23 protein-coding genes are annotated in these 24,191 nt (G+C 60.2%); 7 read left to right on the top strand and 16 right to left on the bottom strand.

The window, feature by feature from the left end:
- The first annotated feature begins 237 nt into the window (after positions 1–237).
- The gene (locus tag ASD54_RS02365; protein WP_062553243.1) at positions 238–1,257 is read left to right on the top strand and encodes a LacI family DNA-binding transcriptional regulator; all 1,020 of its coding nucleotides are present in this window, start codon (positions 238–240) and stop codon (positions 1,255–1,257) included.
- A gap of 104 nt (positions 1,258–1,361) precedes the next feature.
- Here the strand turns inward: ASD54_RS02365 and cysN are convergent, their stop codons facing one another.
- The 3 genes from cysN to ASD54_RS02350 form a co-directional block, all read right to left on the bottom strand.
- Positions 1,362–2,849, bottom strand: coding sequence for a sulfate adenylyltransferase subunit CysN (cysN, locus tag ASD54_RS02360; RefSeq protein ID WP_062552975.1), 1,488 nt, complete (start codon positions 2,847–2,849; stop codon positions 1,362–1,364).
- A 1-nt stretch (position 2,850) separates the two neighbouring features.
- Entirely contained in the window at positions 2,851–3,807 is a 957-nt protein-coding gene (gene cysD / locus ASD54_RS02355; RefSeq protein ID WP_062552974.1) for a sulfate adenylyltransferase subunit CysD, read from the bottom strand.
- Between the two features lie 103 nt (positions 3,808–3,910).
- Positions 3,911–4,651 carry a phosphoadenylyl-sulfate reductase gene (locus ASD54_RS02350; RefSeq protein WP_062553242.1) on the bottom strand — a complete coding sequence of 247 codons (741 nt, stop codon included), beginning with the start codon at positions 4,649–4,651 and terminating at the stop codon, positions 3,911–3,913.
- 302 nt (positions 4,652–4,953) lie between these two features.
- On the opposite strand from ASD54_RS02350, the gene ASD54_RS02345 reads away from it, so the two are divergent.
- On the top strand, positions 4,954–5,409 hold the full coding sequence (locus ASD54_RS02345) for an Rrf2 family transcriptional regulator (protein WP_062553241.1): 456 nt from the start codon (positions 4,954–4,956) through the stop codon (positions 5,407–5,409).
- A 192-nt stretch (positions 5,410–5,601) separates the two neighbouring features.
- Positions 5,602–6,909, top strand: coding sequence for a phosphatidylglycerol lysyltransferase domain-containing protein (locus tag ASD54_RS02340; protein ID WP_062552973.1), 1,308 nt, complete (start codon positions 5,602–5,604; stop codon positions 6,907–6,909).
- A gap of 208 nt (positions 6,910–7,117) precedes the next feature.
- On the opposite strand, the gene ASD54_RS02335 is transcribed toward ASD54_RS02340, so the two are convergent.
- The 10 genes from ASD54_RS02335 to ASD54_RS02290 form a co-directional block, all read right to left on the bottom strand.
- Positions 7,118–7,396, bottom strand: a complete 279-nt coding sequence (locus ASD54_RS02335) for a hypothetical protein (RefSeq protein ID WP_156379023.1) — start codon at positions 7,394–7,396, stop codon at positions 7,118–7,120.
- Between the two features lie 266 nt (positions 7,397–7,662).
- Positions 7,663–8,973, bottom strand: a complete 1,311-nt coding sequence (locus ASD54_RS02330) for a TRAP transporter large permease (RefSeq protein ID WP_062552971.1) — start codon at positions 8,971–8,973, stop codon at positions 7,663–7,665.
- Positions 8,973–9,515 carry a TRAP transporter small permease gene (locus ASD54_RS02325; RefSeq protein WP_062553240.1) on the bottom strand — a complete coding sequence of 181 codons (543 nt, stop codon included), beginning with the start codon at positions 9,513–9,515 and terminating at the stop codon, positions 8,973–8,975. The genes ASD54_RS02330 and ASD54_RS02325 overlap by 1 nt, the downstream gene beginning before the upstream one ends.
- Positions 9,516–9,645: 130 nt before the next feature.
- Entirely contained in the window at positions 9,646–10,680 is a 1,035-nt protein-coding gene (locus tag ASD54_RS02320; RefSeq protein WP_062552970.1) for a TRAP transporter substrate-binding protein, read from the bottom strand.
- A 236-nt stretch (positions 10,681–10,916) separates the two neighbouring features.
- Entirely contained in the window at positions 10,917–12,260 is a 1,344-nt protein-coding gene (locus ASD54_RS02315) for a chloride channel protein (RefSeq protein WP_062552969.1), read from the bottom strand.
- A gap of 257 nt (positions 12,261–12,517) precedes the next feature.
- Entirely contained in the window at positions 12,518–13,741 is a 1,224-nt protein-coding gene (locus ASD54_RS02310; protein WP_062552968.1) for a DUF1501 domain-containing protein, read from the bottom strand.
- Position 13,742: 1 nt separating this feature from the next.
- Positions 13,743–15,314: a DUF1800 family protein gene (locus ASD54_RS02305; protein ID WP_062552967.1), complete on the bottom strand. Its 1,572-nt coding sequence runs from the start codon at positions 15,312–15,314 to the stop codon at positions 13,743–13,745.
- Between the two features lie 76 nt (positions 15,315–15,390).
- Positions 15,391–15,843 (bottom strand): periplasmic heavy metal sensor, encoded by a 453-nt coding sequence (locus ASD54_RS02300; RefSeq protein ID WP_062552966.1) that lies wholly within the window; start codon positions 15,841–15,843, stop codon positions 15,391–15,393.
- Positions 15,840–16,151, bottom strand: coding sequence for a hypothetical protein (locus ASD54_RS02295; protein ID WP_062552965.1), 312 nt, complete (start codon positions 16,149–16,151; stop codon positions 15,840–15,842). The genes ASD54_RS02300 and ASD54_RS02295 overlap by 4 nt, the downstream gene beginning before the upstream one ends.
- The gene (locus ASD54_RS02290) at positions 16,144–16,695 is read right to left on the bottom strand and encodes an RNA polymerase sigma factor (RefSeq protein WP_062552964.1); all 552 of its coding nucleotides are present in this window, start codon (positions 16,693–16,695) and stop codon (positions 16,144–16,146) included. The genes ASD54_RS02295 and ASD54_RS02290 overlap by 8 nt, the downstream gene beginning before the upstream one ends.
- A gap of 223 nt (positions 16,696–16,918) precedes the next feature.
- Here ASD54_RS02290 and ASD54_RS02285 point away from each other — a divergent pair, with 223 nt between their 5' ends.
- Both ASD54_RS02285 and ASD54_RS02280 read left to right on the top strand, forming a co-directional pair.
- Positions 16,919–17,140 carry a CopG family transcriptional regulator gene (locus tag ASD54_RS02285; RefSeq protein WP_062553239.1) on the top strand — a complete coding sequence of 74 codons (222 nt, stop codon included), beginning with the start codon at positions 16,919–16,921 and terminating at the stop codon, positions 17,138–17,140.
- On the top strand, positions 17,137–17,499 hold the full coding sequence (locus tag ASD54_RS02280) for a type II toxin-antitoxin system VapC family toxin (RefSeq protein WP_348272037.1): 363 nt from the start codon (positions 17,137–17,139) through the stop codon (positions 17,497–17,499). Before ASD54_RS02285 ends, ASD54_RS02280 begins: the two co-directional genes overlap by 4 nt.
- A gap of 6 nt (positions 17,500–17,505) precedes the next feature.
- Here ASD54_RS02280 and betA read toward each other — a convergent pair whose 3' ends face one another.
- From betA to betI, 3 genes are all read right to left on the bottom strand, one after another.
- Positions 17,506–19,158, bottom strand: a complete 1,653-nt coding sequence (gene betA / locus ASD54_RS02275; RefSeq protein ID WP_062552962.1) for a choline dehydrogenase — start codon at positions 19,156–19,158, stop codon at positions 17,506–17,508.
- Between the two features lie 243 nt (positions 19,159–19,401).
- Positions 19,402–20,865 (bottom strand): betaine-aldehyde dehydrogenase, encoded by a 1,464-nt coding sequence (gene betB, locus ASD54_RS02270; protein ID WP_062552961.1) that lies wholly within the window; start codon positions 20,863–20,865, stop codon positions 19,402–19,404.
- On the bottom strand, positions 20,862–21,473 hold the full coding sequence (gene betI / locus ASD54_RS02265) for a transcriptional regulator BetI (RefSeq protein ID WP_062552960.1): 612 nt from the start codon (positions 21,471–21,473) through the stop codon (positions 20,862–20,864). The genes betB and betI overlap by 4 nt, the downstream gene beginning before the upstream one ends.
- Before the next feature lie 159 nt (positions 21,474–21,632).
- Between betI and ASD54_RS02260 the strand changes: the two genes are divergently transcribed.
- Both ASD54_RS02260 and ASD54_RS02255 read left to right on the top strand, forming a co-directional pair.
- Complete coding sequence (locus ASD54_RS02260) at positions 21,633–22,184, top strand: HdeD family acid-resistance protein (protein WP_062553238.1); 552 nt, start codon at positions 21,633–21,635, stop codon at positions 22,182–22,184.
- Between the two features lie 118 nt (positions 22,185–22,302).
- On the top strand, positions 22,303–24,108 hold the full coding sequence (locus ASD54_RS02255) for an EAL domain-containing protein (RefSeq protein ID WP_082547025.1): 1,806 nt from the start codon (positions 22,303–22,305) through the stop codon (positions 24,106–24,108).
- The last annotated feature ends 83 nt before the right edge of the window (positions 24,109–24,191 follow it).

Genomic DNA, 24,191 nt, shown 5'->3' with positions numbered 1-24,191 from the left:
GCAGCCCGGAATTCAGGGCTTTCCGGGCCCTTGGACCAATGTTCAATTCAGCGTTATCTAAAAACTTGCGAGAATAAAAAGGTACGGATACTCTGGCTTTCAGAGAAAACCCGACTGCCCATGGTGCACTGCGTCCAAACACTGATGCCAGTGTCCGGGGTGCAGATCAGCAAGATTGTCATACTTTGGCGGTCGGATGTTTCGGGCACATGTCTGGAATGCAATACAGGTGAACGAGTGAAACGCGGTAGATCCGAACGGACAACCCTTCTGGACGTCGCAACACGCGCAGGTGTCAGCCCGATCACCGTCTCGCGGGTTTTGCGGGAGCCTGAAAAAGTATCTGAACAGCTGCGGGGGCGGATCCTCGGGCTGATCGAGGATATGGGCTACGTGCCGGATCAGGCGGCGCGGGCGCTGGCCAGCCGGCATAATTCCACCTTCGGCGTGTTGGTCTCATCGCTCACGAACCCGGCTTTCGTCCGGTTCATGCAAGGGGTCGAGGAGCGTGTTCGCGAAACGAATTTTCGCGTCCAATACGCCAATACCCATCTTTGCATTCACGAGGAGAGCCGTCAGGTCAAGCTGTTGCTGTCGCAGAACACGGCCGGAATGATCCTGGCCGGGCTGGAAGGGGTTGATCAGGTCAGGACGCTGCTGAAAAACGCAGCCTGTCCGGTCGTGCAGGTGGTCGATATTCACCTCCAGACGGGTGGAACGTCCATTGCCATCGATCATGCAAGCGCGGCGGCCACCGCAACGCGCCATCTGCTGGATTGCGGCTATCGAAAGATCGCGATATTCGGCCCGATTGGAGACGAAAGAGGCAGGCGGCGTCTGGCGGGATACAGCAAGGTCATGCAGGAAGCGGGTCTCTATGACGAAGACCTCGTATGCCATTCCGGCCCTGCAACCGGAGCCCAGATCGGGGCAGAACTTCTGCGCACCGCCCTGCAGCGCCACCCGGATCTCGACGCCGTGTTTTGCCAGATGGACGACCTTGCGCTGGGCGTATTGTTCGAAGCGCAGCGTATCGGCAAACGCGTGCCGGATGATTTCGGCATCTGCGGCTATAACGATCTCGATTTCGCAACGATGATGGAGCCGCCGCTGACCACGATCAAGGTTCCACTCTTCGACATGGGATACCGCGCCGCCGATATGGTGATCCGCGGTGTCGTGGGCACCATGCCAAGCGATACCATGGTCGATCTCGGTTTCCGGCTGATGAAGCGGGGCACGACGCGGACGCTCTGACGAATGCATGTCACGCTCAACCGGATTGGGTTGAGCGGAATGATCCTGTCCATGGATGAAAGAAAAAAAGGCCGGTCTCTCAGCGAAACCGGCCTTCCTTTCTGTTATTCCAGCGTTTCGAAAATCTCGTTTGAACGCTGCCCGCTGATACGGCGGATATCCACGTCATCACGGCGTGCGGCAAACGCCTCGCTCGCCATCAGCTCTTCAGCCAGATCGGCTGGCAGCGACAGGAGAACGCGCTCGCCTTCGCGGTGAATGCCGCCGAGATCCGACCGCTTTGCCGTCACCATGCCGCCCGCAACCGTGTTGTTGGTATCCGGATCGATCAGGATGAAGGCGCCCGTTGCGCGGTTCTGCTCATAGGTGTCGAAAATTGCCAGCTCGTCGAAGCTGAGGCGCACTTTGCCGATGGCGTTCATGGCCAGCGTTTCCGCATGCGGCTTCCACTTGCCGCTGGACAGCTCCAGCTGGGATACCGGCTGCACGACAACACGTTGGCGGCGCGAGCCTGCCTTCAGCCAATAGCGCTTGCCGGGCTCTATGCCGCCCGGCTGCAGGGCAACGAGCTGTGCATCAAAGCCGAGGCCGGCCATCGGCTGGCCATCCAGCGAAACGATCATGTCGCCGCGCGAGACATCCACCTGACGGTCCAGAACCAGCGTGATCGCATCGCCAGCAACGGCGGCATTGCGTACCAGGTCGAAGGTCACGATCTGCTTCACGTTTGCCACAATGCCCGACGGCAGGATGGCGACGGAATCGCCCGGCTTGATCGAACCGCCGGCAACCGTGCCCTGATAGCCGCGGAAGCTTTCGCCGGGGCGAGAAACGCGCTGGACGGGCAGGCGGAAACCGCCAGCCGTTGCCGTGCGGATTGTCGCCAGTTCCAGCGCCTGCACGAGCGTCGGACCGTCATACCAAGGCATGATGGTGCTCGCGCCATAGACGACGTTCTCGCCCTTCAGCGCCGACATCGGGATCGCCGTGATCTGGCGAACGCCCAGCGACAGGGCCAGTTCCTTGAACTCGTGCGAGATACGGTCGAACACGGACTTGTCGTAGGAGACGAGGTCGAACTTGTTGACGGCCAGCACGAACTGTTTGATGCCCATCAGCGAGGCGATGGTGGCATGGCGGCGCGTCTGTTCCAGAAGGCCGGCGCGCGCGTCAACCAGAAGAACGGCCAGATCTGCCGTGGAAGCGCCGGTTGCCATGTTGCGGGTATATTGCTCGTGGCCGGGCGTATCGGCAACGATGAAGGACCGGCGATCGGTCGAGAAATAGCGATAGGCAACATCGATGGTGATGCCCTGTTCGCGTTCCGCCTGGAGACCATCCAGCAGCAACGCGAAATCGGGCAGACCGAGATCGTTCTGCTTGCCGCTGTCGCGCGAGAGTGCGGCGGCCTGATCTTCCTTGACCGCCTTGGTATCCCAGAGCAGACGGCCGATCAGCGTGGATTTTCCATCATCCACGGAACCGCAGGTGATGAGGCGAAGCGGACGGCTGTCCTTCACTGCCTTCGCGGCTTCTGCTTCCGGCAGGTCCTGAACTTCGGCGAGAGCGGCTGTATTGGCGGGAGCAGTCATCTCAGAAATATCCTTCACGCTTCTTCTTTTCCATCGATCCGGCCTGGTCGCGGTCGATGGCGCGGCCCTGGCGTTCGGAGACGGTGGCGATTTCAAGTTCGGCAATCACTTCATCCAGCGTCGTCGCGGTCGAGCGAATGCCACCCGTCAGTGGCCAGCAGCCCAGCGTGCGGAAGCGCAACATGCCTTCCTGGATCTGCTCTCCCGGCAGCGGCTGGAAACGCGGATCTTCTGCCCACATCAGCATGCCGTCACGCTCCACGAACTTGCGGTTCTTGGCGTAGTAAAGTGGCGGCAGCGGAATGTTTTCTGCCTGGATGTAGCGCCAGATGTCGACTTCGGTCCAGTTGGACAGCGGGAAGGCGCGTACGCTTTCGCCACGACGGATGTTGCCGTTATAAATGTTCCAGAGTTCCGGGCGCTGGTTGCGCGGATCCCATTTATGGTCCGGCGTGCGGAAGGAATAGATGCGCTCCTTGGCACGGGAGGCTTCCTCATCGCGGCGTGCGCCGCCAAAGGCCGCATCATACTTTCCGGCATCCAGCGCCTGCCGCAGCGCTTCTGTCTTCATGACGTCCGTATGGTAGGCCGAGCCGTGGCTGAACGGACCAATGCCCTCTTCCTGACCGCGCGGATTGGTGTAGACGACCAGATCAAGATCGAAGCGTTCCGCCATCTCGTCGCGGAAGGCGATCATTTCCGGGAACTTCCAGCCGGTGTCGATGTGCAGCAGCGGGAAGGGCACGCGACCGGGGTAGAAGGCCTTGCGGGCGAGGTGCAGCAGAACGGACGAATCCTTGCCGATCGAGTAAAGCATCACCGGGTTTTCGAACTCGGCCGCCACTTCGCGGAAGATATGGATGGCCTCGTTTTCAAGTGCCTTGAGATGCGGATCGAGCGGCGGCTTGGTGACGGGATCCTTCAGGTGAGGGTCGAATTCCGATGTGTGCTTGTGCATGTGGTCTCGGCTTTCCTGCCGGTTGGTCCGGCTATGCGTCTTTGAATGGTCGATAGGCTGTTCGGCGACTTGCCGACTGCCCGTCATCGTGTGTCCGGGAAAATCAGGCTGGCTGGGGAATGGCGCTGGCCGCTTCGTGGACGTGAAGACCGCATTCGCGCTTCTCGTCGTTCTCCCACCACCAGCGACCGGCACGCTCGGGCTCGCCGGGCTTGATGGCGCGGGTACAGGGCTCGCAGCCGATGGAAGGATAGCCGCGCGCATGCAGCGGGTTCACCGGCACGGCTTCACGCTCCACATAGGCGTTGATCTGGCCGAGAGACCAGTCGGCCAGCGGATTGATCTTTAGCAGGTTGCGGTCTGCGTCATACTCCGCGAAAGGCGTGGTTGCGCGATTGCCCGACTGGCCACGGCGAAGGCCGGTGATCCAGATCTGGGCGCCTTCCAGAGCCTTGGCCAGGGGCTTCAGCTTGCGCACATGACAGCAGGCATGGCGTGCCTCGACGCTTTCGTAGAAACCGTTCAGACCATACTGCGCCGCATAGGCATCGATATCGTCCTGCTCCGGCACGTAGCGCTTGATGGACAGATCGAACCGCTCTTCCGTTTCGGCAATCAGAGCCACTGTTTCGGCAAAAAGACGGCCTGTCTCCAGCGTCGAAACGTTGATCGGCAACCGCGCCAGACCGATGGCAGCCGTGATCACCTGGTCCTCGATGCCGAGGCTCGTCGTAAAAACGGCATTGCCCAGCCGCGCTGCAAGCGCCAGCCGGTCTGTTAGATCAAGTTCCGCCAACTGTGCATCCAGCTGGGCGGCCCGACCGGAGAAATCTGTCTGTTCCATGAAAACTGTCCAATCCTGATAGCCATCATTATGGCGGCTTTCAGCGGGACCTGCGAGCAATGCCCTTCCTGTTCGCAACCGGCCCAGAGCAAATCAGTCTCCCGCCGGGGGGCAGACGAAAAAATCCACTCCTGCCGCCGCAGAAATGCGCAATGGTCCCAATCTCCTGCCGCCTGATGAAGCCATTTGTATTTTGCATCAGGTTGCGTTACTGGAGGCCGCCCGCAAAAGTACAGTTCGGCCAGATATTCAGCATGATCTGTACAGCTGCGGTTCAGGCATCTCCATTCATAGTGTCGCTGATGATTTCCCAGAAGGCCAAATACGCATTGCGCGCGCTGACTGCCCTTGCCCAGGCGGATGGACAGCGTCCTCTGCTGATCAGTGAAATCGCTGTCCAGCAGGCCATCCCGAAGAAGTTTCTCGAACAGATCCTGCTGGAACTGAAGCGCAGCGGCATCGTGGAAAGCCGCCGCGGCAAGCTTGGTGGATACCTGCTGCAGCGCACAGCCGGTGAAATCACCTTCGGCGAAGTGCTCCGCCTGATCGACGGGCCCATCGCGCCCTTGCCCTGCCTCTCGCTGACGGCCTATCGGCGCTGCGAGGATTGCGACGGCGAAAAGCAATGTGAAATCCGGCATGTCTTTGCGCGCGTTGCCGATGCCAGCCGCGATGTTCTGTTCTCCACCACAATTGCCGATGCGGTCAACGGCACGCGCAATACATCGGAAAAGCTCGCCTCGCTGGAAGAGGCCTGAGTTCAGGTCGAATGCCACATCCAGGCAAACTTTGCTTTCGTCAAGTCTGCGCGCAAATAGAAGAGATTTTCTTCACCTCTCTGAAACCGTACCGTTTATGCCTTCCTTCACGCGGCCGTGAGATAAGCTTCACGCTATACAGGGCATCCATTGTTGGCGTCTCAGAACTGTTGGAAAATTCTCGTGGATCACATGGCCGCTGATCATCTGGCGATCACACCCCGTCCTGACGATAGGCACACGGCGCCCGGTTGGCAGGTGCTGTGGGCGACGCGTATGCGTCATGTCTGGCACGGTCCGGTTGTCGGTTTCCTGGCGACGCTGGCATTGACCATGGGGCTTTTCGTTTATCTTTTCCTGGATGAGAGCCTCATGATGCTGCCCATGTGGTCCGGATCGAATGTCGATCCCGAAACCGGCGTGACCTTTTCCTTCACCCTCCTTGCCGGAGCCTGGGCTGGCCGGCGCGGTCTGCGTTCTTTTCGCCTGCTTCAGCCAAGGGCCGTACGGCAGGATCTCGATCAGGCAGAACGCATTCTGCAGGAGAGCGGCAGCGCCACGGCGGCACTGGTTCGGCTTGGCGACAAGCAGGTGCTGTTCTCCGAAAGCGGGCGCGCCTTCATCATGTATGCCCGTCAGGGACGCTCGCAGGTTGCACTGTTCGATCCTGTGGGGCCACGTGAGGAATGGGCGGGCCTCGTTCAGGATTTCATGGCAGTTGCGCGCGCGGCCCGATGCCGTCCCGTCTTCTACCAGGTATCGCCGCAGTTCCTGCCGGTTGCCATTGAAGCGGGGATGACTGCGCACAAGCTTGGCGAGCAGGCCATTGTCGATCTTCAGCATTTCGATCTGAAAGGCGGGCAATGGCTGAAGCTCCGGCGGTCCATCAACCGCGCAGAACGCGATGGTCTGACGTTCGAATTCCTCGCCACCGAGCGCGTGCCAGACGTGCTGGCAGAACTGCGCAGCGTGTCGGATGCCTGGCTGACCGCCCACAATGCTGCGGAAAAGGGTTTCTCGCTCGGTACGTTCCGGGAGGATTATGTCTGCCGGTCGCCTGTTGCCCTGATCCGGCTGGAAGGACGCATCGTCGCCTTTGCCTCGATCCCAACCGCCACCGCAGAGCAGGATGCGTTTATCGATCTGATGCGCCACATTCCGGGCACCCATCGCGGTCTGATGGATCTGCTCTTCGTACGCATCATGGAGCATCTGAAGGCGGACGGCTTCCGCACCCTCAATCTGGGCATGGCGCCGCTTGCGGGCCTGTCGACCCACAGGTGCGCCCCTCTGTGGCACCAGCTCTGCCGTTTCATCTACGAGACCGGAGAGCGCTTCTACAACTTCAAGGGCGTCCAGACCTTCAAGGCCAAATTCGATCCGGATTGGCAACCGCGATATCTGGTGGTTTCGGGGCGCAGCCTGCCGCTCGCCTCCATCTATGATGTAACGCTCCTGATCGGGGGAGGCCTGAAAGGCATTCTCCGCAAGTCCCGATAGGCAGTTCGCACACGCCACCAACTAGGCCTATCGCCCAGACCTCTGACAGCGCTCGCGAGGCTGTCTGCATCGCGGCAGTTCGGTGGCGCGCCAAGGTGGCGCGCTAAGGTGGCTCATCGGTGTGGCGCGCTAGGTTGGCTCTGCAGGGTAACTCATCAGTGTGGCCCGTCAGCGGGCTATCAGCGATCCAATCGGCAGTGTCCGATTGTCAGCCGCCGACGCCTTCCTTGGCGAAGACGTCGGCGACAAGCGAAGCAGGGACTTCGCCTGTTTGAACGCTGTAGCTGCGGCCAGCCAAGCGTAAGGTTTCGAGGAAGGCCAATCCTTCCTCGAAAATGGACAGACCGGTTCTTGAATTGCTTGCTTCTGTTACGGCGGGGACCGTAAAGAAAACCAAATCTGCTGTCGATGCTTCAAATGATATTGCAAGTAATAATTCTAAAAATGCTTGGAATACATTCCCTGGGCGCAATATGATGCCCGACATGAAAACGTATCGATCACTTATCTATTTGCTTTAATTTGCCAGCTCCTGTTTGCTGGCAAGGGGAAACTAGAACTCCTGACCGGGCGTGTCTAGTTAAAAATTGCACGCCCTGATATTTAATTTATGAGAAATACAACCTTTTCTTATAACGCGCGGTGGAAAGCTCTCGCGCTTCCAACGTGTGACCCATCGCAAAGCTTGCAAAAGCAAAAGGGCCTGCTGTGAACAGGCCCTTCGTCGAGGTTCGGTGGATCCGGGCGATCCGGTCAGACGAGGAAAGTCGAGATGATCGGAAAGGCTGTCAGCAGGATGATTCGCAAGACATCAGCCGACACGAAGGGAACGATACCGCGATAGGTGTCTCGTATAGGCACTTCACGCGACATGGCCGAGATGATGAACAGGTTCAATCCGACCGGCGGGGTGATCATGCCGATCTCTGCCACCATCAGCACCAGGATGCCGAACCAGATGGCAAAGTGTTCCGGGCTCATGCCGAAGTCCATGGCGGTCACGATCGGGAAGAAGATCGGGATCGTCAGGACGATCATAGACAGGCTGTCCATGATGCAGCCGAAGATGATGTAGAGCACCAGGATGATGATCAGCACCGTCATCGGTGCAAAGCCCTGCGCAGTCACCCATTCCGCGCCAACCTGCGGCAGGCGTGAAAAGGCGAGGAAGGAGTTGAAGACGGTTGCGCCCAGCACGATGAAGAAGATCATGCCTGTGGAGACGGCCGTTTCCTTGAAGCAGGCGATCAGGGACGAGCGGTGCAGCCCGCCGTTCTTCCAGGCAACCAGACCCGTTCCTGCCGCGCCCACGGCAGCTGCCTGGGTTGGCGTAAACCAGCCGAGATAGATGCCGCCCACCACGAGGAAGAAGATCAGCACGACCGGCCATACGGCAATGAGGGCAGGAATGCGTTCTGCCCAGGGCAGGCGAGGGGCCTGACCGGCGCTTTCCGGCTTCAGCCGCACATAGATGGCGATGACCGTCAGATAGGAAAGCGCGGCGATGATGCCGGGTACGAAAGCGGCAAGGAAGAGCTTGGCGATGTTCTGTTCCGCCAGGATGGCGTAGATCACCAGCACCACGGATGGTGGAATGAGAATGCCCAGCGTGCCGCCGGCGGCAAGCGTCGCCGTGGAAAGTCCGCCTGAATAGCCGTGGCGTCGCAGTTCCGGCAGGGCGACCTGTGCCATGGTGGCGGCGGTTGCCAGAGATGAGCCGCAGATGGAGCCGAATCCCGCGCAGGCGCCGACAGCCGCCATGGCAACGCCGCCCTTTCGGTGGCCTAGAAAAGCGGCAGCCGCATTGAACAGGGACTGGCTCATTCCCCCGCGCGCTGCAAATTGTCCCATGAGCAGGAACAGCGGGATGATCGACAGCGAGTAGTTGACATTCGTCGACCAGATGACGGCTTTCAGCTGCGAAAGGATGGGTGTCCATTTTCCAAGCACCATCCAGGTGCCCACCACGCCGCAGCCCAGCATGGCGGCGCCGATTGGCACGCGCAGGAAGATGAGGATAATCAGAACCGGAAAGGACCAGAGACCAATTTCAATGCCGGACATCAGTGTGCTCCCATGGCCGCAACGATTGCCTTCTTGTTGCGTATGTCACGCAGGTCGGCGAGGATGATGAAGAGGCAGACGAGAACGTTGGCGATCAGAAGGATCAGCGCGACCAGGTAGCCCCACCAGATTGGCCACAGAAGCAGCGGGGTCGTTTCACCGTTCTCCAGCTTGTCAAGGAAGCCGATGCAGTGACGCCAGGTGATCAGGGCGAAAAGACCTGCAATGATGATGTCGCCGATCAACTGCGTCACGTTCATGGCCTTCTGGCCAAAGGCGGCAATCAGCAGGTCGACGCCCACATGGCCGCGCTTCAGCTGGCAGAAGGGCAGGAAGCCGAACACCGCAAGACCGCAGAGCAGTTCCACAACCTCGATTTCGCCCGGTATGGGGCGAATGGTCAGTGCGCCGATGATGGAAAGGCCTGTAAGGGCACACGCCGCAACGAGACACAGCCCGCCGAACCCGACAAGAACGACTGATAACTGAGTGATGTATTTCTCGAGACGGGAAAAGCCGGTGCGAGATTCATGGGTTGGCATGATGAGCCCCCGAGTGGACGTTACATAAAATAGACTGGCGATGCTGCAGTTGAGAAAACGCAGATGTCGATCGGGCCAAAAAAAATCGGGCAGGACCAACCGATGGTCCTGCCCGACAGTTGAGGGAGGATTATTTCGTGTTCTGCTGGATCAAGGCGACGGCATCCTTGTAAAGGCCGCTTCCGTCGAGACCCTTCTTGTCCATCTCGGCGATCCAGTTCTTGGTGACCTTTTCACCCTGTTCCTTCCACTTAGCGGTTTCCGCCTCGTCGAGCGTGATGGTGGTATTGCCAGCCTTGTCTGCGACGGCCTTGCCTGCAATGTCGCCCTGGTCCATGGCCTGACCGAACTTGCGTGCCAATTCTCGGCCGGAATTGGCGTCGATAACTTTCTTCAGTTCGGGCGAAAGTGCGTTGTAGCTATCCTTGTTCATCGCAAAGAGAAACGCCGCCGTGTAAAGGCCGGTCTTGCCGGAGAACTGCGTATGGTTGGGCGCAAGCTCTGCGATCTTGATCGAGGGCGTCACTTCCCAAGGAACGACGGTTCCATCGATCACGCTCTTTGACAGCGATTCCGGTACTGCCGTTACCGGCATGCCCACCGCTGAAGCACCCATGGCTTCCAGCATCTGGTTCACCACCTTTGACGTGCCGCGAAGCTTCAGACCCTTCATGTCGGCCAGCGACTTGACTGGTTTGGAGCCGATCGTATGGATCAGGCCCGGTCCGTGGGTATGGACCGCAAGCACGTGATAGTCCTTGTACTCGCTCTTCAGATGCTTTTCATAGAAGTCGTAGAAGGCAACGGAGGTGGCTTCACCGCTCGTGACCATGAAGGGAAGCTCAAAGGCTTCCGATTTGGGGAAGCGACCGGGCGTATAGCCGACGAGTGTCCACACCAGATCGACGACCCCATCCTTGGCCTGATCGACGAGATCGGATGGTTTGCCGCCCAGCTGCATCGCCGGATAGAGCTGAACCTCGATCTTGCCGCCGGAATCGGCCTTGATCTTTTCTGCCCAGGGAGCAAGGACCTTGGCTGGAATGGTGGCCTGCGGCGGCAGCATCTGGTGCAGCTTGAGCACCACATCAGCGGCCGATGCCGAAAAAGCTGAAATCGATAGGGCAACCGCGGAAACACCCGCAAGCATAAATGTGCGCAACATATTCTCCTCCCAGAGCGAAACGGTTTCAGGGGTGTGCGGTCATATGTCCAGGATAGGCCGATCGATCCACCGGTTGCCCCCGACACTCCTCCCTCACAGTCACCCTCCGACCTTATCGTATAGACGCCTGCCATCGCCGCAAATAAAAAATCTCGTCGGACATATAACTGAAATGATATGTAAGCCGCTATCTCACAGGATTGCCCGCAGTGCCGGGCATGACGGTGCCATGCGGCTCATGTGTTTGCCCGTCTGTCGTTCCTGTAGCGTCGAATGGCTTCCGCGAGGAAGGGCCGGGAAAGCCCGTGATAGAGCGGTTCGGGTGAAATGATTCGCGAGGTAATATAACCAAGCATGGATGCAGCCATGATCGGTATGACGGCCTCGTGGTTGCCAGTCATCTCGATGATGATCACGAAGGCAGTCATCGGCGCCTGTACAACGCCTGCGAAATATCCGGCCATTCCCAGGATCGCACCCAGCGCGATATTGCTGCCGATGAGCGAGGCAAGCGTGCCGCCCAGGCTCACGCCAACCGTCAGGGAAGGCGCGAAGATGCCGCCGGGGATGCCGGAGATCATGGAGAGAAAGGTGGTCGAAAGCTTGGCGAGGAAAAGCAGAGGCGAAGGTGCTTCGCCGCCGAGGATCCGCTGCGATTCCTCATATCCGGTTCCAAAGGTCTCGCCGTGCGAAAGCACGCCGACAATCGCCACCGCAAGGCCGCAGGCTGCAGCGAGCAGCACCATGCGCTTCAGGGGTTGCGAATGCGCCCAGCGCCGGATGCGCCTGACAGCCTTTAACGCCGAGGCGCTGAAAGCGGCACCCAGTGCTCCGCCACATACGCCGCAGGTCAGAACCAGCAGCCAGTCGCGGCCGGTTTGCGCACTCACGGATGTTTCCCCGAAATAGGTATAGCTGCCGACGAGACCCAGCGCCGCAAGACCCGACAGGATGACTGCCGTGAGCACAAGCCCGTTCGAGCGGCTTTCGAAAGTCCGGCTCATCTCCTCGATCGCGAACACGATCCCCGCAAGCGGTGTGTTGAATGCGGCAGCGATGCCAGCCGCGGAACCCGCCAGAATGAGCCCGCGCGCCTGCACCATGCCGCCGATGCGACCGCTGGCCAGCATGAGGGCGGCGCCGACCTGGACAGTCGGGCCTTCGCGCCCGATAGATGCGCCGCAGAAGAGCCCGATGACCGTCAGGATGATCTTGCCCACGGCCACCTTCAGCGAAAGAAGCCAGGTGCGGGCATTTTCGTCATGCAGATGCCGTGCGGCAATCGCCTGCGGAATGCCGCTGCCCTGCGAGTTGGGAAAAAAGCGGATTGCGAGCCAGGCACAGAGTGCAAAGCCTACCGGCGTCAGCAGCAACGGGATCAGGTATCCGGACGTATGCGAGTTGAGCAGGTGATGAAACAGGTGCTGCGCCAAATCTGCCGCCTTGGCAAAGCCGACGCTGACAACGCCGATGGCTACCGCTCCAAGCCAGAACACGATCCGTGGCTTCCAGACGCCCCAGGATCCACGCATCACGCGGGAGCGACGGAGAAAGCGGGTTCGGCGTGGGATCAGGGGCATGGCGTATTCCGATACGTGCTAATATTGCCCTTCTAAAGCATGTCGTCGCCAAAAGTGTGCAGCGGTTTTGCGATAACGACATGCGATAATGCAAAGATCTAAAGCGTCAGGAGCGAATCTGAAAGATCGCGACACGCTTTAAACGCCTCCTGAGCCAGAGATACAAGCCTTGATCGGAAAATGCTGTTCGTCTTATGCAGAAACGGACCGGTCGCGGAGGCTGCGACCGGTCCGGGGCAAGGGGCTGCCTGCAGGGTTCAGGCAATCAGCCCCTTCATGGGAGCCACCGCCTGGCTGCCGGGAAAGACAGCATCGGCAAGATGCGCGGCGCTTGCTCCAAGAAGATCGACCGCAACACCCTTGATGACGGAGCGTAGATCGGTGGTGGGGTTCAGGTCTCTGGCCTCGAAGAGCTGTTTCTCCTTCAGGCCCGGCCAATCGGTAATCACGCGGCCGCCGCGAATTGCACCGCCCGCCAGGAATGCGACCGTGCCGGTGCCGTGGTCGGTGCCTTCCGTGCCGTTGATGCGCGCGGTGCGTCCAAATTCGGTGGCGACAACGATGGCCGTATCTTTCCAGGCCGGTCCCAGTTCCTGCTGGAACGCGAGAAGCGAATTGTCCAGCCCGCGCAGAAGCTTGGCCAGTCGTTCGGTTTCCTGTGCATGGGTGTCCCAGCCCTCGAAGGCAAGCGCTGCAACGCGTGGACCATCCTCCTGCGCAATCAGGCGTGCAGCACCGCGCGCCATCTGTTCCATGCCGTCAGGATCGCCCGCGCCGCCCTTGGCCTTGACGTCGAGGCCGGAGGCTATGCGCCCTGTCTCGATACCCTCCTGCAGCAGTTTTGCCAAAAGCGGATCGGTCTTGCCGTAGAGGTCGGTCAGCCGTGGTGCCAGATCGCCGTCTGCTGCCCGCAGAATGGAAGGCGCCCAGCCGAGCACGGGTGCCTTGCCGCGGATGACAAGCGGCGCCGTGGAGCCGACCGAAAGGCCGCGCACCCGCTCCGAAGGGCCGGGCGCAATGCGTTCGCCCTGCGGCAACCCTTCCAGCAACCGGTTCAGCCAGCCTGTTTCCACATGGCCGGGGGTCGAATATCCGCTTTCCAGTACATCCTGCCCGTCGAAGTGAGAGCGCTCGCGATAGGCCGTGGCACTGGCATGCACCACGGCTGCCTGCCTGGCCTGAAACATCCGCTGGAAATTCGGCATTGAGGGGTGGAGCGCAAAGAAGCCATCCAGCGGCAGCGCTGCCTTGTCTCCCGACGTGTGCATGGCGATCTGCTGGCGCAGGCCCTCATAGTCGGGATCGCCAACCGGGGGAACTGCCGTCAGCCCATCCAGTGCACCGCGCAGGATGATGGTCACGAAGCGTGGATCGCGACCCTGGGCCGCATGCGCGAATTTCGGCATGAATGCCCAGGCAAACAGCGCGCCGGAGGCGCCCAGGATTGCGCGACGGGTGGGATTGAGGTTTTCGCACAGCATGTCAGCACCTCTGGAATTCAGGGGAAAGGAAGGCGATGGAAAGGCCCTGTGGCCGCGTTTCGGCACGAGATACGGCCTGCAGCGTCTCTGCCGTCAGCAGCGGACCGAACCGATCACCGGCAAAGGAGCGCGGATCGACGGAACCGGGAGCCTGATGGGCAAACAGGTTGGCTGCGTCGATCCGCGTGGCAAGCCCTTCCGAAGAAGCCCAGCCATCGGTGACGTCCGAAAATCCATTCGGTCCGGACGGATCCCAGAGCGGTTGTCCCAGTGCTTTCAGGGTGGAGAGGATCTGCTGTGGCTTGGGCTTGATGCCCGTGCTGCGCAGAAGCGCCGTGACATATTGCAGCGGCGGGCGCAGCTTTTTCAGTTGCGGATCCCATGCCTCGTCTGCGTTCAGCATCGCCTTGTAGACGGCAGATAGGTTGCCTTGCGATTTGGTATAGGCCGCGGTCATCTTGTTCACGAGAGAGGGTGGCGGGTCATCCGCCACGAAGTGACGGGCGAGCTTGAACGCCAGATGCCGCGCGGTTGCCGGATGGCGCGAAAGATCGCGCAGCACAGCTCGACCCTGCTCAATGCCACCTTCTGGATAGGTGATGCCCATCACCGTATGATCGCCCGGCTCATGGGCATTGGCGTTGAAGGTGAACGCGCCCTGCGGTCCCGGCCGCTTTTCATCGCGATAGACGGCCCAGCCCGTGATGATCTTCGCAAAGGAGGTGACATCAGTCTGGCTATAGCCGGTGCCAACACCCAGCGTATGCAGTTCCATGATCTCGCGGGCAAGGTTCTCGTTCAGGCCGCGCTTGCCGTTCTTGTTGGCGGGAGAATTCGGGCCGATCGACTGCCGGTTGTCGAGAAAGACCAGCATGGCAGGATGCGTTTCGACTGCGGTCAACAGGTCTTCGAAACGCCCGAAGATATGCGGACGGATTGCCTCCCGCTCGAAGGCGCCAGCGGCAATATGAACCTCGCCGCCCTTGCCGGTCGCAATGGCAAAGTGGTTGGCCCAGAACATGGCCAGCCTTTCGCCAAACCCGATCAGGGGCTGATGGATGGTGCCGTTGAAGCGGGCATCCGCTTCCGCCAGAAGGATCTGCTGTGGCAGATAGGGACGCTTGGATGGCGGTAGGTCGGCCTTGTTTGCCTTGCCGTTTCCGGGGGCGCCATTTCCAGTCGCGACAGTTCCCGGGGCAGGGCCAGCCATTGATCCGCCCATTCCTCCGCCACCCATGCCGCCTGCATCCATGCCGCCCGCCATTTCGGCAGGCTTTGCACCACCGGCAGCCATCGCCGTCGCGGCTGCATTGGCGGCAACAGCCGGGAGAGGGCGCTCGCGCTCTGCCTTCACTTCGGCCTGGAAGTCGTAGAGGGAGACCAGCAGATCCTGCGTCGAGCGCAGGCTGCCGCCTACCGGGTGCGGCACGGCCTGCTCCGTCACCTCCTGCAAAAGCAGGTCACGCGGATCGTCCTTGATCGCCGCAATGCTGCCTTCCTGTGCGCCGAGGCCAAAACGCCAGAGCGTCAGTGCCGCTTCGAGATCCTTTGAAAGGCCGGGATTATTTGCCATGGCCGATACGAACTCCGTTTCGTTATCGGCTCTTCAACGGATGGACTTTAGAAAATCCGTCGGTTCGAAATTGTGATTATTTCGCGGCAGGCGGTCGAGGTGCTTCACGCTGCACCAGACCATCGGCCAGACGGCGGCGTTCATCCAGCGAAAGGCCTGTCGCGAACGAGATTGCACGCTCCTCCGTCGCAGCCCTGACCGCGAACTCCGCTTCACGCGCCCGTTTCAGCGCATCGCGCAAGGCAATGGCATCGAGGTCCGGCTTGCCCATCAGGGCTGCAGCCTCCACGCGCGCCTGCCTTGCCTCCAGCGAAACGGAACGTACATCCCGGCGTGCTTCGGCCAGTGCCTTCTGCAATTCGCCCCGCTGCTTCCCCGGCAGTTGCTCGCCCGCCAGCGGCAGGCGGGACGGCGGCTGACGTGTATCGCCGTAGAGATAGAACAGCCCACCGCCGAAGATTGCGGCAATCAGGAATGTGTTGAACGCCAGCAAGCCGATGACGAGCCTGCGGTAACCTTGCTCGGTCATTGAACCTCCTGCATGTGGCTGGTGTCTCCATCCGGCTGGATGCTGCCGAATGCGGTGTCATAATCGGTCCTGATGATGGATTGGCTGGGCAGCATGAAGGCCACGGCTGTTGCACCCGTCAGTCCGCCTGCCAGCCCGAGGCCCACCAGACCCGCACCGACAAGCCAGCGGATCATCCGGTTTCTCATCGTCAATCGGCGCTGACCGCTCTCCAGAATTCGGCCGACAAGCGCTGCATCCGGCGGCGCCACGCGGTAGGTTGAAAGCAGGGCTTCCAGTTGCTTGTCGCGATCTTTGCTCTCAGGCATGTTCGTCATCTCCCAGCAGGATGGTTTGCAATGCCCGCTTGCCGCGCGCAAGCAGGCTTTCCAGCGCATCGACGCTGATATCGAGAACCTGGGCCGCCTCGCGGTTCGACATCTCCTGATAGTAAACCAGAATGATGGCTTCCCGCTGGCGCGGAGCAAGGCTTTGCAGTGCGCGTTCGACCCGGACGGCATCGCCGTCCGCCGCCATGAGACCCGCATCGGGCAGAGCGCCGGGGTCGATCTGTTCGGGCAGAGTATCCGTCAGCACGTCACGCTTCTTTCGCAGCCGGTCGTAGCACAGGTTCAGCGTTATGCGGTGCGCCCAGGTATCGAATTTCGCCGCGCCTTGCCGCCAGTTCCCGGCATGCTTCCAGATGCGCAGGAAGGTTTCCTGCGCCACGTCTTCCGCCTCGCTGCGGTCTCCCAGCATGCGGCTCGCCAGCGCCAGCAACCGCGGCAGCTTAGCAGACACCAGTTCGCGCATGGCGGACGGATCTCCCGCTGCCACACGCCGCACCAGTTCTGCATCGGGATCAAGGCTCATTGGTTGCTGCTACTGCACGCGGGCCTCGGGCCACGCGGATCCCATGATGCTGGTAAATCGCAAAAGGTTCAACAGGATGCGGATCTTTGTTCTCCCTATGCAGAATCCGGTTCAGGTTCGTGTTGAGCCTTGAACGGGCGAGAAAGGCATATCCGTCGGTCGGGATTGAAACAAAATGGCGAATGGAATATATCTGATATCGTCAATTGATATCAGAGGAACCATGCGCACGCTTGTCGACATTGAAGAAAGCGCTGTCTCCGCTCTGGATCGGATTGCGCGGGAAGAGAAGGTCTCCCGAAGTGCTCTCATCCGGGAGGCGGTGGCAGAGCTTCTGGAAAAGCGGACCCGCTCCGATATGCAGGATGCCTTTGGCCTGTGGTCCAAATCAGCAGATATTCAGGACGGGGTGGACTATCAGCGATCCCTGCGGGAGGAGTGGTGAAGGCGCTCTTCGACACCAACATTCTCATCGATTATCTGAACGGTATCGAGGCTGCCCGAAGCGAGATCGAGCGCTATCGGCAACGCGCCATCAGCATGGTTTCATGGATGGAGGTCATGGTCGGTACCGCCGACGAGTATCGCCATGCAACAGAAGCGTTTCTCTCAAATTTCCAACTGGTCGAGATCGATAAGCTTGTGGCCGAGGAGGCCGTGCGTCTACGCCGTCAATATCGATTGAAGCTGCCGGACGCCATTGTCTGGGCAAGCGCCCGTGTGGGGGATTGCCTGCTGGTGACGCGGGATGCGAAGGATCTGCCGGTCGACGATCCCGGCGTGCGCATCCCTTATCGCGTCTGATCGCATCTACCGGTCACTCACCTGCCAGTTCGGGCTGACCCAAGCTTCCTGGTTGCTGCGGGGCAGGGGGTCACGGCCCAGAATATGATCGGCGGCCTTTTCGCCGGTCATGATCGAAGGGCCGTTCAGATTGCCATAGGTCACATGCGGGAAGATCGATGAATCGGCCACGCGCAGACCCTCGACGCCAATCACCTTCGTTGTCGGGTCCACCACGGCCATCGGGTCGCTCACACGGCCCATTTTGCAAGTGCCGCAGGGGTGGTAGGCACCTTCCAGATGCTCGCGCAGGAAGGCATCGATCTCGTCATCGCTCTGGACTTTCGCGCCCGGCTGGATCTCGCTGTCCAAATAGGGCGCGAAGGCCGGTTGCGAAAAGATTTCCCGCGTCACCCGTACGGCATGGCGGAATTTCACCCAGTCTTCCGGGTCGCTCATATAGTTGAAGCGCAGCACCGGTGCGTCCTTCATGTCGGGCGAGCGCAGCGTCACGGAGCCGCGCGACTTCGACATGTTGTAGCCCACATGCGCCTGGAAACCATGGCCCTCAGCCGCCGATTTCCCGTCATAGGATACGGCGATCGGCAGGAAGTGATATTGAATATCCGGCCATTTCACGCCCGCTGCGGAACGTATGAAGGCCGCCGCCTCGAACTGGTTTGAGGTGCCGAGCCCCGTCTTGAAGAACAGCCATTGCGCGCCGACAACGCCCTTCCAGAACCAGTTGTTCTTTGAATGCAGCGTGATTGGCAGCTTCGATTTGAACTGGTGGTAGTATTCCAGATGGTCCTGCAGGTTCTGGCCGACGCCCGGACGATCCGCCACAACCTCGATGCCCATGTCCTTCAGATGCGCGGCCGGACCGACACCCGATAGCATCAAGATCTTCGGCGAATTGAAGGCAGATGCCGCAACGATCACCTCCCGGTTAGCGCGCACCACCTCGATGCGGCCATCGATTTCTACCTCGACGCCGATCGCCTTCAGGCCCTCGAACACCACGCGCCGCGCATAGCAGCGAATGAGCCGGCAGTTGGGGCGCTTCAGTGCAGGCTTAAGATAAGCATTGGCGGCAGACCAGCGGCGACCGGCCCAGCTCGTCTGCTCCATCAGGCCGAAACCTTCTTGGTTTGAACCGTTGTAATCGTCCGTCACCGGGAAACCGGCCTGACGCCCTGCCTCGATGAAGGCGTGGTAGAGCGGGTTCTTCACCTCGCCACGGCGCACATGCAAGGGGCCGTCCGTGCCGCGCCAACCGTCTTCACCACCGTGTGAATGCTCCATGCGCTTGAAGTAGGGCAGCACATCGGCATAGGCCCAGCCTGTCGCGCCCATCTCGTCCCAACGGTTGAAGTCTTCCGCATGGCCGCGCACATAGACCATGCCGTTGATGGAGGAGGAACCGCCGATTACCTTGCCGCGCGGCGCGATCATGCGGCGGTTGTTGAGATGCGGCTCGGGTTCTGAGAGATAGCCCCAGTTGTAGCGGTCCATGTTCATGGGAAAGGCAAGCGCCGCTGGCATCTGCACGAAAGGCCCGATATCGGAACCGCCGAACTCCAGCACGATCACCGTATGCCTGCCATCCTCGGAAAGACGGTAAGCCATGGCAGAGCCCGCCGAGCCGGAACCGATAATGACGAAATCTGCGTTGTTCATGATAGTCGTTCCGTTAGGTCTTCTGCTTGGGGCTCACCCCCTCTGGCTTGCCAGCCATCTCCCCCTCAAGGGGGGAGATCGACTTGCGGCACCGCCTCGGTTCTTTTCGGCCATCGGTGGGCTTGTCTTCATTCCGCAGCGCCAACAAGTGGGCGATCGGGTACCGTTCTGCCGATCTCCCCCCTTGAGGGGGAGATGCCCGGCAGGGCAGAGGGGGGTGTTTCCACCCTCCGGCAGTGCTTCTCAATACGGCGCTTCGCACTTGCCCATGCCGACATAGACGGTCTTGAGTTCGCTGTAGTGCTCCAGCGCGGCTGCGGAATTTTCACGCCCAAAGCCGGATTGCTTGGAGCCGCCGAAGGGAATTTCCACCGGGCAGAGATTGTAGGTGTTGATCCACAGCGTGCCTGCTTCGAGCTGATCCACCACGCGGTGCGCGCGGCTGATATCGGCGGTGAACACGCCAGCGGCCAGACCGAATTCGGTGGCATTGGCGCGGGCCACCACATCGGCCTCATCCTCGAAATCCAGCACGCACATCACCGGGCCGAAAATCTCTTCGCGCGCAATCACCATGTCGTCGCGCACATCGGCAAACACCGTTGGCTGCACATAGAAGCCTTCGCCCGACACTGCATTGGGAATGCCGCCGCCGGTCACGAGCCTCGCTCCTTCCGCCTTGCCCTTTTCGATGTAGGAAAGAACCTTTTCGCGCTGGGCACGCGATACCATCGGCCCCATCTGCGTTGCCTCGTCGCGCGGATCCCCCAGTAGGATCGCTTCCGTGCGCTCCTTCAGCCGCGCCAGAAAACGCTCCTTCAGCGCCGTGTGAACGAAGACGCGCGTACCGTTCGAGCACACCTGGCCGGTCGAATAGAAATTGCCCAGCATGGCACCGGAAATCGCGCTTTCCAGATCCGCATCGTCAAATACGATGAGCGGCGATTTTCCGCCAAGCTCCATGGTCACATGCTTCAGGTGAGCGGCTGCGGCACCGGCCACCTTGCGGCCTGTCGGCACCGAGCCGGTCAGCGAAACCTTGGCAACATCCGGGTGCGAAACGAGAAGCGGTCCCGTATCGCGGTCCCCCTGGATCACGTTGAAAACGCCTTTCGGCAGGCCCGCCTCAACGAGTATCTCAGCGATTTTCAGCGCGCCGAGCGGCGTGATTTCCGATGGCTTGAACACCATGGCATTGCCAGCAGCCAGCGCCGGTGCCGCCTTCCAGCAGGCGATTTGCTGCGGATAGTTCCAGGCCCCGATGCCGACCACGACGCCGAGCGGCACCCGCTTCGTATAGGCGAAGTCTGACCCTAGCGGGATCTGCGATCCGTTGAGCGCGGTGGCGATGATGCCGCCGAAGAATTCAAGGCTGTCTGCGCCAGACGTCGGGTCGGCCACGATGGTTTCCTGAATGGGCTTGCCGGTATCCAGCGTTTCCAGTTCAGAAAGCTCGCGGTTGCGCTCGCGCATGATGTCGGCAGCACGGCGAAGGATCCGGCCACGCGCTGTCGGGCTCATGGCCGCCCATTCCTTTTGTGCCCGCTTGGCTGCCTGAACCGCCTTTTCGACGATGGCAGGCGTTGCGGCGTGGAGACGCGCAATTACCTCGCCGGTGGCCGGGAAAATGCTTTCGATGACCGTGCCTGCACTGTCCTCGACATAGGCGCCATCAATGAAGTGAGAGGCTTGCGGCTGGGCTTTCATGCTTGTTCTCCGGGGGCGGATGTCTGAGGAAACTGAGTAAGTTGCGCTGTCACATACTCTTCCACCAGCGCAATCGACGCGTCGATGGAAAGGGGTGCTGCCCGCAAGGACTGGCGGATATAGAGGCCGTCGATCAGGGCCGCCGCACCTTCGGCAATGCGTGCGGCCTGCGGGGCAGGGGCAAGCTGCTTCAGCGCATGCATGAGGTTGGAATGCAGGCGCCGCGCATAGAGCACCAGCAGGCGCCTTGTTTCCTCTGAACGCTGCGCTTCCACATAGAAGGCAAGCCAGGCCGCCACCGTTTCCGGCGTGAACTGGTTGGCCTGGAACGAGATGCGAATGACAGCAGAAAGCCGTTCACGTGGTGTGTGAGCCTGCTGAATCGCAGTCACAGCATCGCGGCGCAACTCCCTCAAAAGACTCCGGATTGTGGCGATCAGCAATTGCTGCTTGCTGCCGAAATAATGATGCGCCAGCGCCGGAGAAACGCCTGCCTCGCGCGCAATGTCGGACATGGTGACATCCAGCGAGCCGTGGCTGCCAATCGTCTTCAAGGCTGCGTCCACCAGCGCCTTGCGGCGAACCGGCTCCATTCCAAGCTTGGGCATTTCGATCTCCTGTTAAAGCGGATTATATTTTTGATTGACTGATCAATCAATAAAAATTCGGCGTCGGGAACCTGGCTGCTGTTGATGCGGATCAAAGTTCGCGATGCCGCGTTCATGCAGCATCTTGCAGGGATGTTTTTCATAAACAGGAGCCGAGCCATGACCGATGTCTTCACCAATCGCGATATCCATCAATTGCACAGCAAATGGGGATGGCTGGTTGCTCTCGGTCTGCTGCTCACGGCGTTCGGCGTGGCAGCGCTGGCGAACCTCTTTATCGCAACCGTCGCGTCGATCTATTACATCGGCGCGATGATGCTCGTGGCGGGCGCGATCCACCTCGTGCACGCCTTCCAGGTTCGCGGCTGGGCGGATTCGCTCCTGTGGGGCGCAAGCGCGCTTCTCTATACGGTGGCCGGCTTTCTCGCCTTCACCAATCCGGGCCTCACCGCTGCCGTCTTCACCTTGATCATGGCCATCGCGTTGACAGTCGCCGGCCTCTTCCGTCTCTGGGTCGGCTTCAAGATGCGACCGATGAAGGGCGCTGGCTGGATCATGTTTGCCGGGGCCATCACCGCTTTGGCCGGTTTGACGATTGCCGCAGGCTGGCCGGTCAACTCTCTCTGGATCCTCGGCCTGTTCCTCGCAATCGATCTTCTGATGCAGGGCTGGGCGCTTTTCTCGCTTGGCCTGGCTGCGAAAAACGCTTGAGCTACTGAGGGTTAACTGCCGAAATTTCACAAAACTATCACACAACATCAACCATCTGTTGATGAGTGGGATGTGATTGTCTCTCGCAAATAAAATAATGCGTCAGGGAGACGTCGTGATGTCCGGGGCCGTGTCCATCGAAACTCCTGTGCTGCGGCGTTTTGCCGACGGGCAGTTGCTGAACCTGAGTAAGCTTGTCATCGAAAGCGCCCTGCAGCCCATTGTCGAGCTGTCGACGGGTAAGGTCTTTGGCTACGAGACGCTTCTGCGCGGCCATGATCGACTGGGTTTTGCTTCCCCGCTGGAGCTTCTGGATACGGCAGAAGAGGCGGGTCAGCTTCTAGGGCTGGAGCAGATGTTATCTGCCCGCGCGCTTGCGAAGTTCGCGACTGTTCCGGACTTTGCCCATGCCACGCTGTTCATCAATCTGGATGGTCGTCTCATTCGCTCGGGCGAGCAGATCGTCGACCGCATGCTGCAGCAGTTGCGACAGGCCGAAATCCCGCCATCCTCCGTCTGCTTCGAGCTGACCGAGCGCTTCGACAATACCAGCGCACCGGAGTTTGCGGCTTTGATGAAGCGCATGCGCCAGGCGGGCTTCAAGCTGGCGATCGATGATTTCGGCGTCGGCCATGCCGAGATAAAGCTTCTCTGCGATTTCCCGGTCGATTACCTGAAGATCGATCGCCACTTCATCGCCGGTCTGGATGCCAGTCCGCGCAAGCGCCACCTCGTGCGCAATCTGGTCAATATCGCCCATGTGCTAGGCATCCGGGTCATCGCTGAGGGTGTCGAGCGGGAAGCGGAATGCCTGGCCTGCCGCGAGGCGGGCGTGGATATGGTGCAAGGCTGGTTCATTGCGCGGCCCACCACCTTTGTGAATGAACTGCAGCCCGCCTATCCCTCGCTTGCGGATCTTGGGCGCGCGCGCCGCACCAGCCAGTCGCTGGACGAGATCCTCATTCGCAGGCAGATTGAGCGCCTGCCCACCGTCTATGAGCATGAAGGCATCGAGACGGTCTTCGAACTGTTTCGCGCCAATCCGCGTCAGGCCTTTTTCCCGGTTCTGAATGCCAACGGCGAACCGCGCGGCATCATCAGCGAGCATCACCTGAAGGAGTTCATCTATCGCCCCTTCGGCCGCGATCTTCTGAAGAACAAGCTCTACGAGCGCTCCATTGCGCATTTCGTCGAAGGCGCGCCGATCATCGGGCTTGATGCCAATGCCGAGAGGCTGATGACCATCTTCGCCAACATGGATGGCAGCGATTGCGTGATCCTGACGGAAAACATGCGCTACGCGGGCGTGGTGTCAGCCGCGTCGCTCATCCGCGTCATCAACGAGAAGCAATTGCAGATCGCGCAGGACCAGAACCCGCTGACAGGTCTGCCGGGCAATCGGGCAATCCGGGATTTCATGCTGGAGGCCGGTCGCGATGACGACCAGACCCGCTTCTTCTGCTATTGCGATTTCGACTTCTTCAAGCCGTTCAACGATCATTACGGCTTCCAGATGGGCGATCATGCCATCACCCTGTTTGCCGCTCTGATGAAGCGCTACTTTTTCTCGCAGGGCGATTTCCTTGGCCATGTCGGTGGCGATGATTTCTTCATCGGCCTTCGCGACTGGACCTGGGAGGAAGCGCAGGAAATTCTGGGCCGCCTGCTGTCGGATTTTCATGACGATGTCGTCCAGCTTTATTCCAGCGAGGATCGCGCCTCCGGTCGCATTCGCGGCCATGATCGCAACGGCATCGAGCGGGATTTTCCGCTGCTGCGTTGCTCGATCGGCGTCGTGGAATTGCCGAAGGGCCTTCTGCTGGATGATGTTGGCCGCATCGGTGCCGCCATTGCCGGCGTCAAGGCAAAGGCGAAGGATAGCGAGACCGGACTCGCAGTTGCGGTCTTCGATCCGCATCATTGATAGAAGGAGCGTTTGCAGTTTTTATGAAAACCGCAAACGCTCTTTCCCCGAGCAGTTGCACCATGTCCGCCGGATGTCACGAC

Source organism: Rhizobium sp. Root149, from assembly GCF_001427345.1.
Taxonomy (GTDB): domain Bacteria; phylum Pseudomonadota; class Alphaproteobacteria; order Rhizobiales; family Rhizobiaceae; genus Neorhizobium; species Neorhizobium rhizoryzae.
This window is presented reverse-complemented; position numbering and strand designations above follow the sequence as displayed.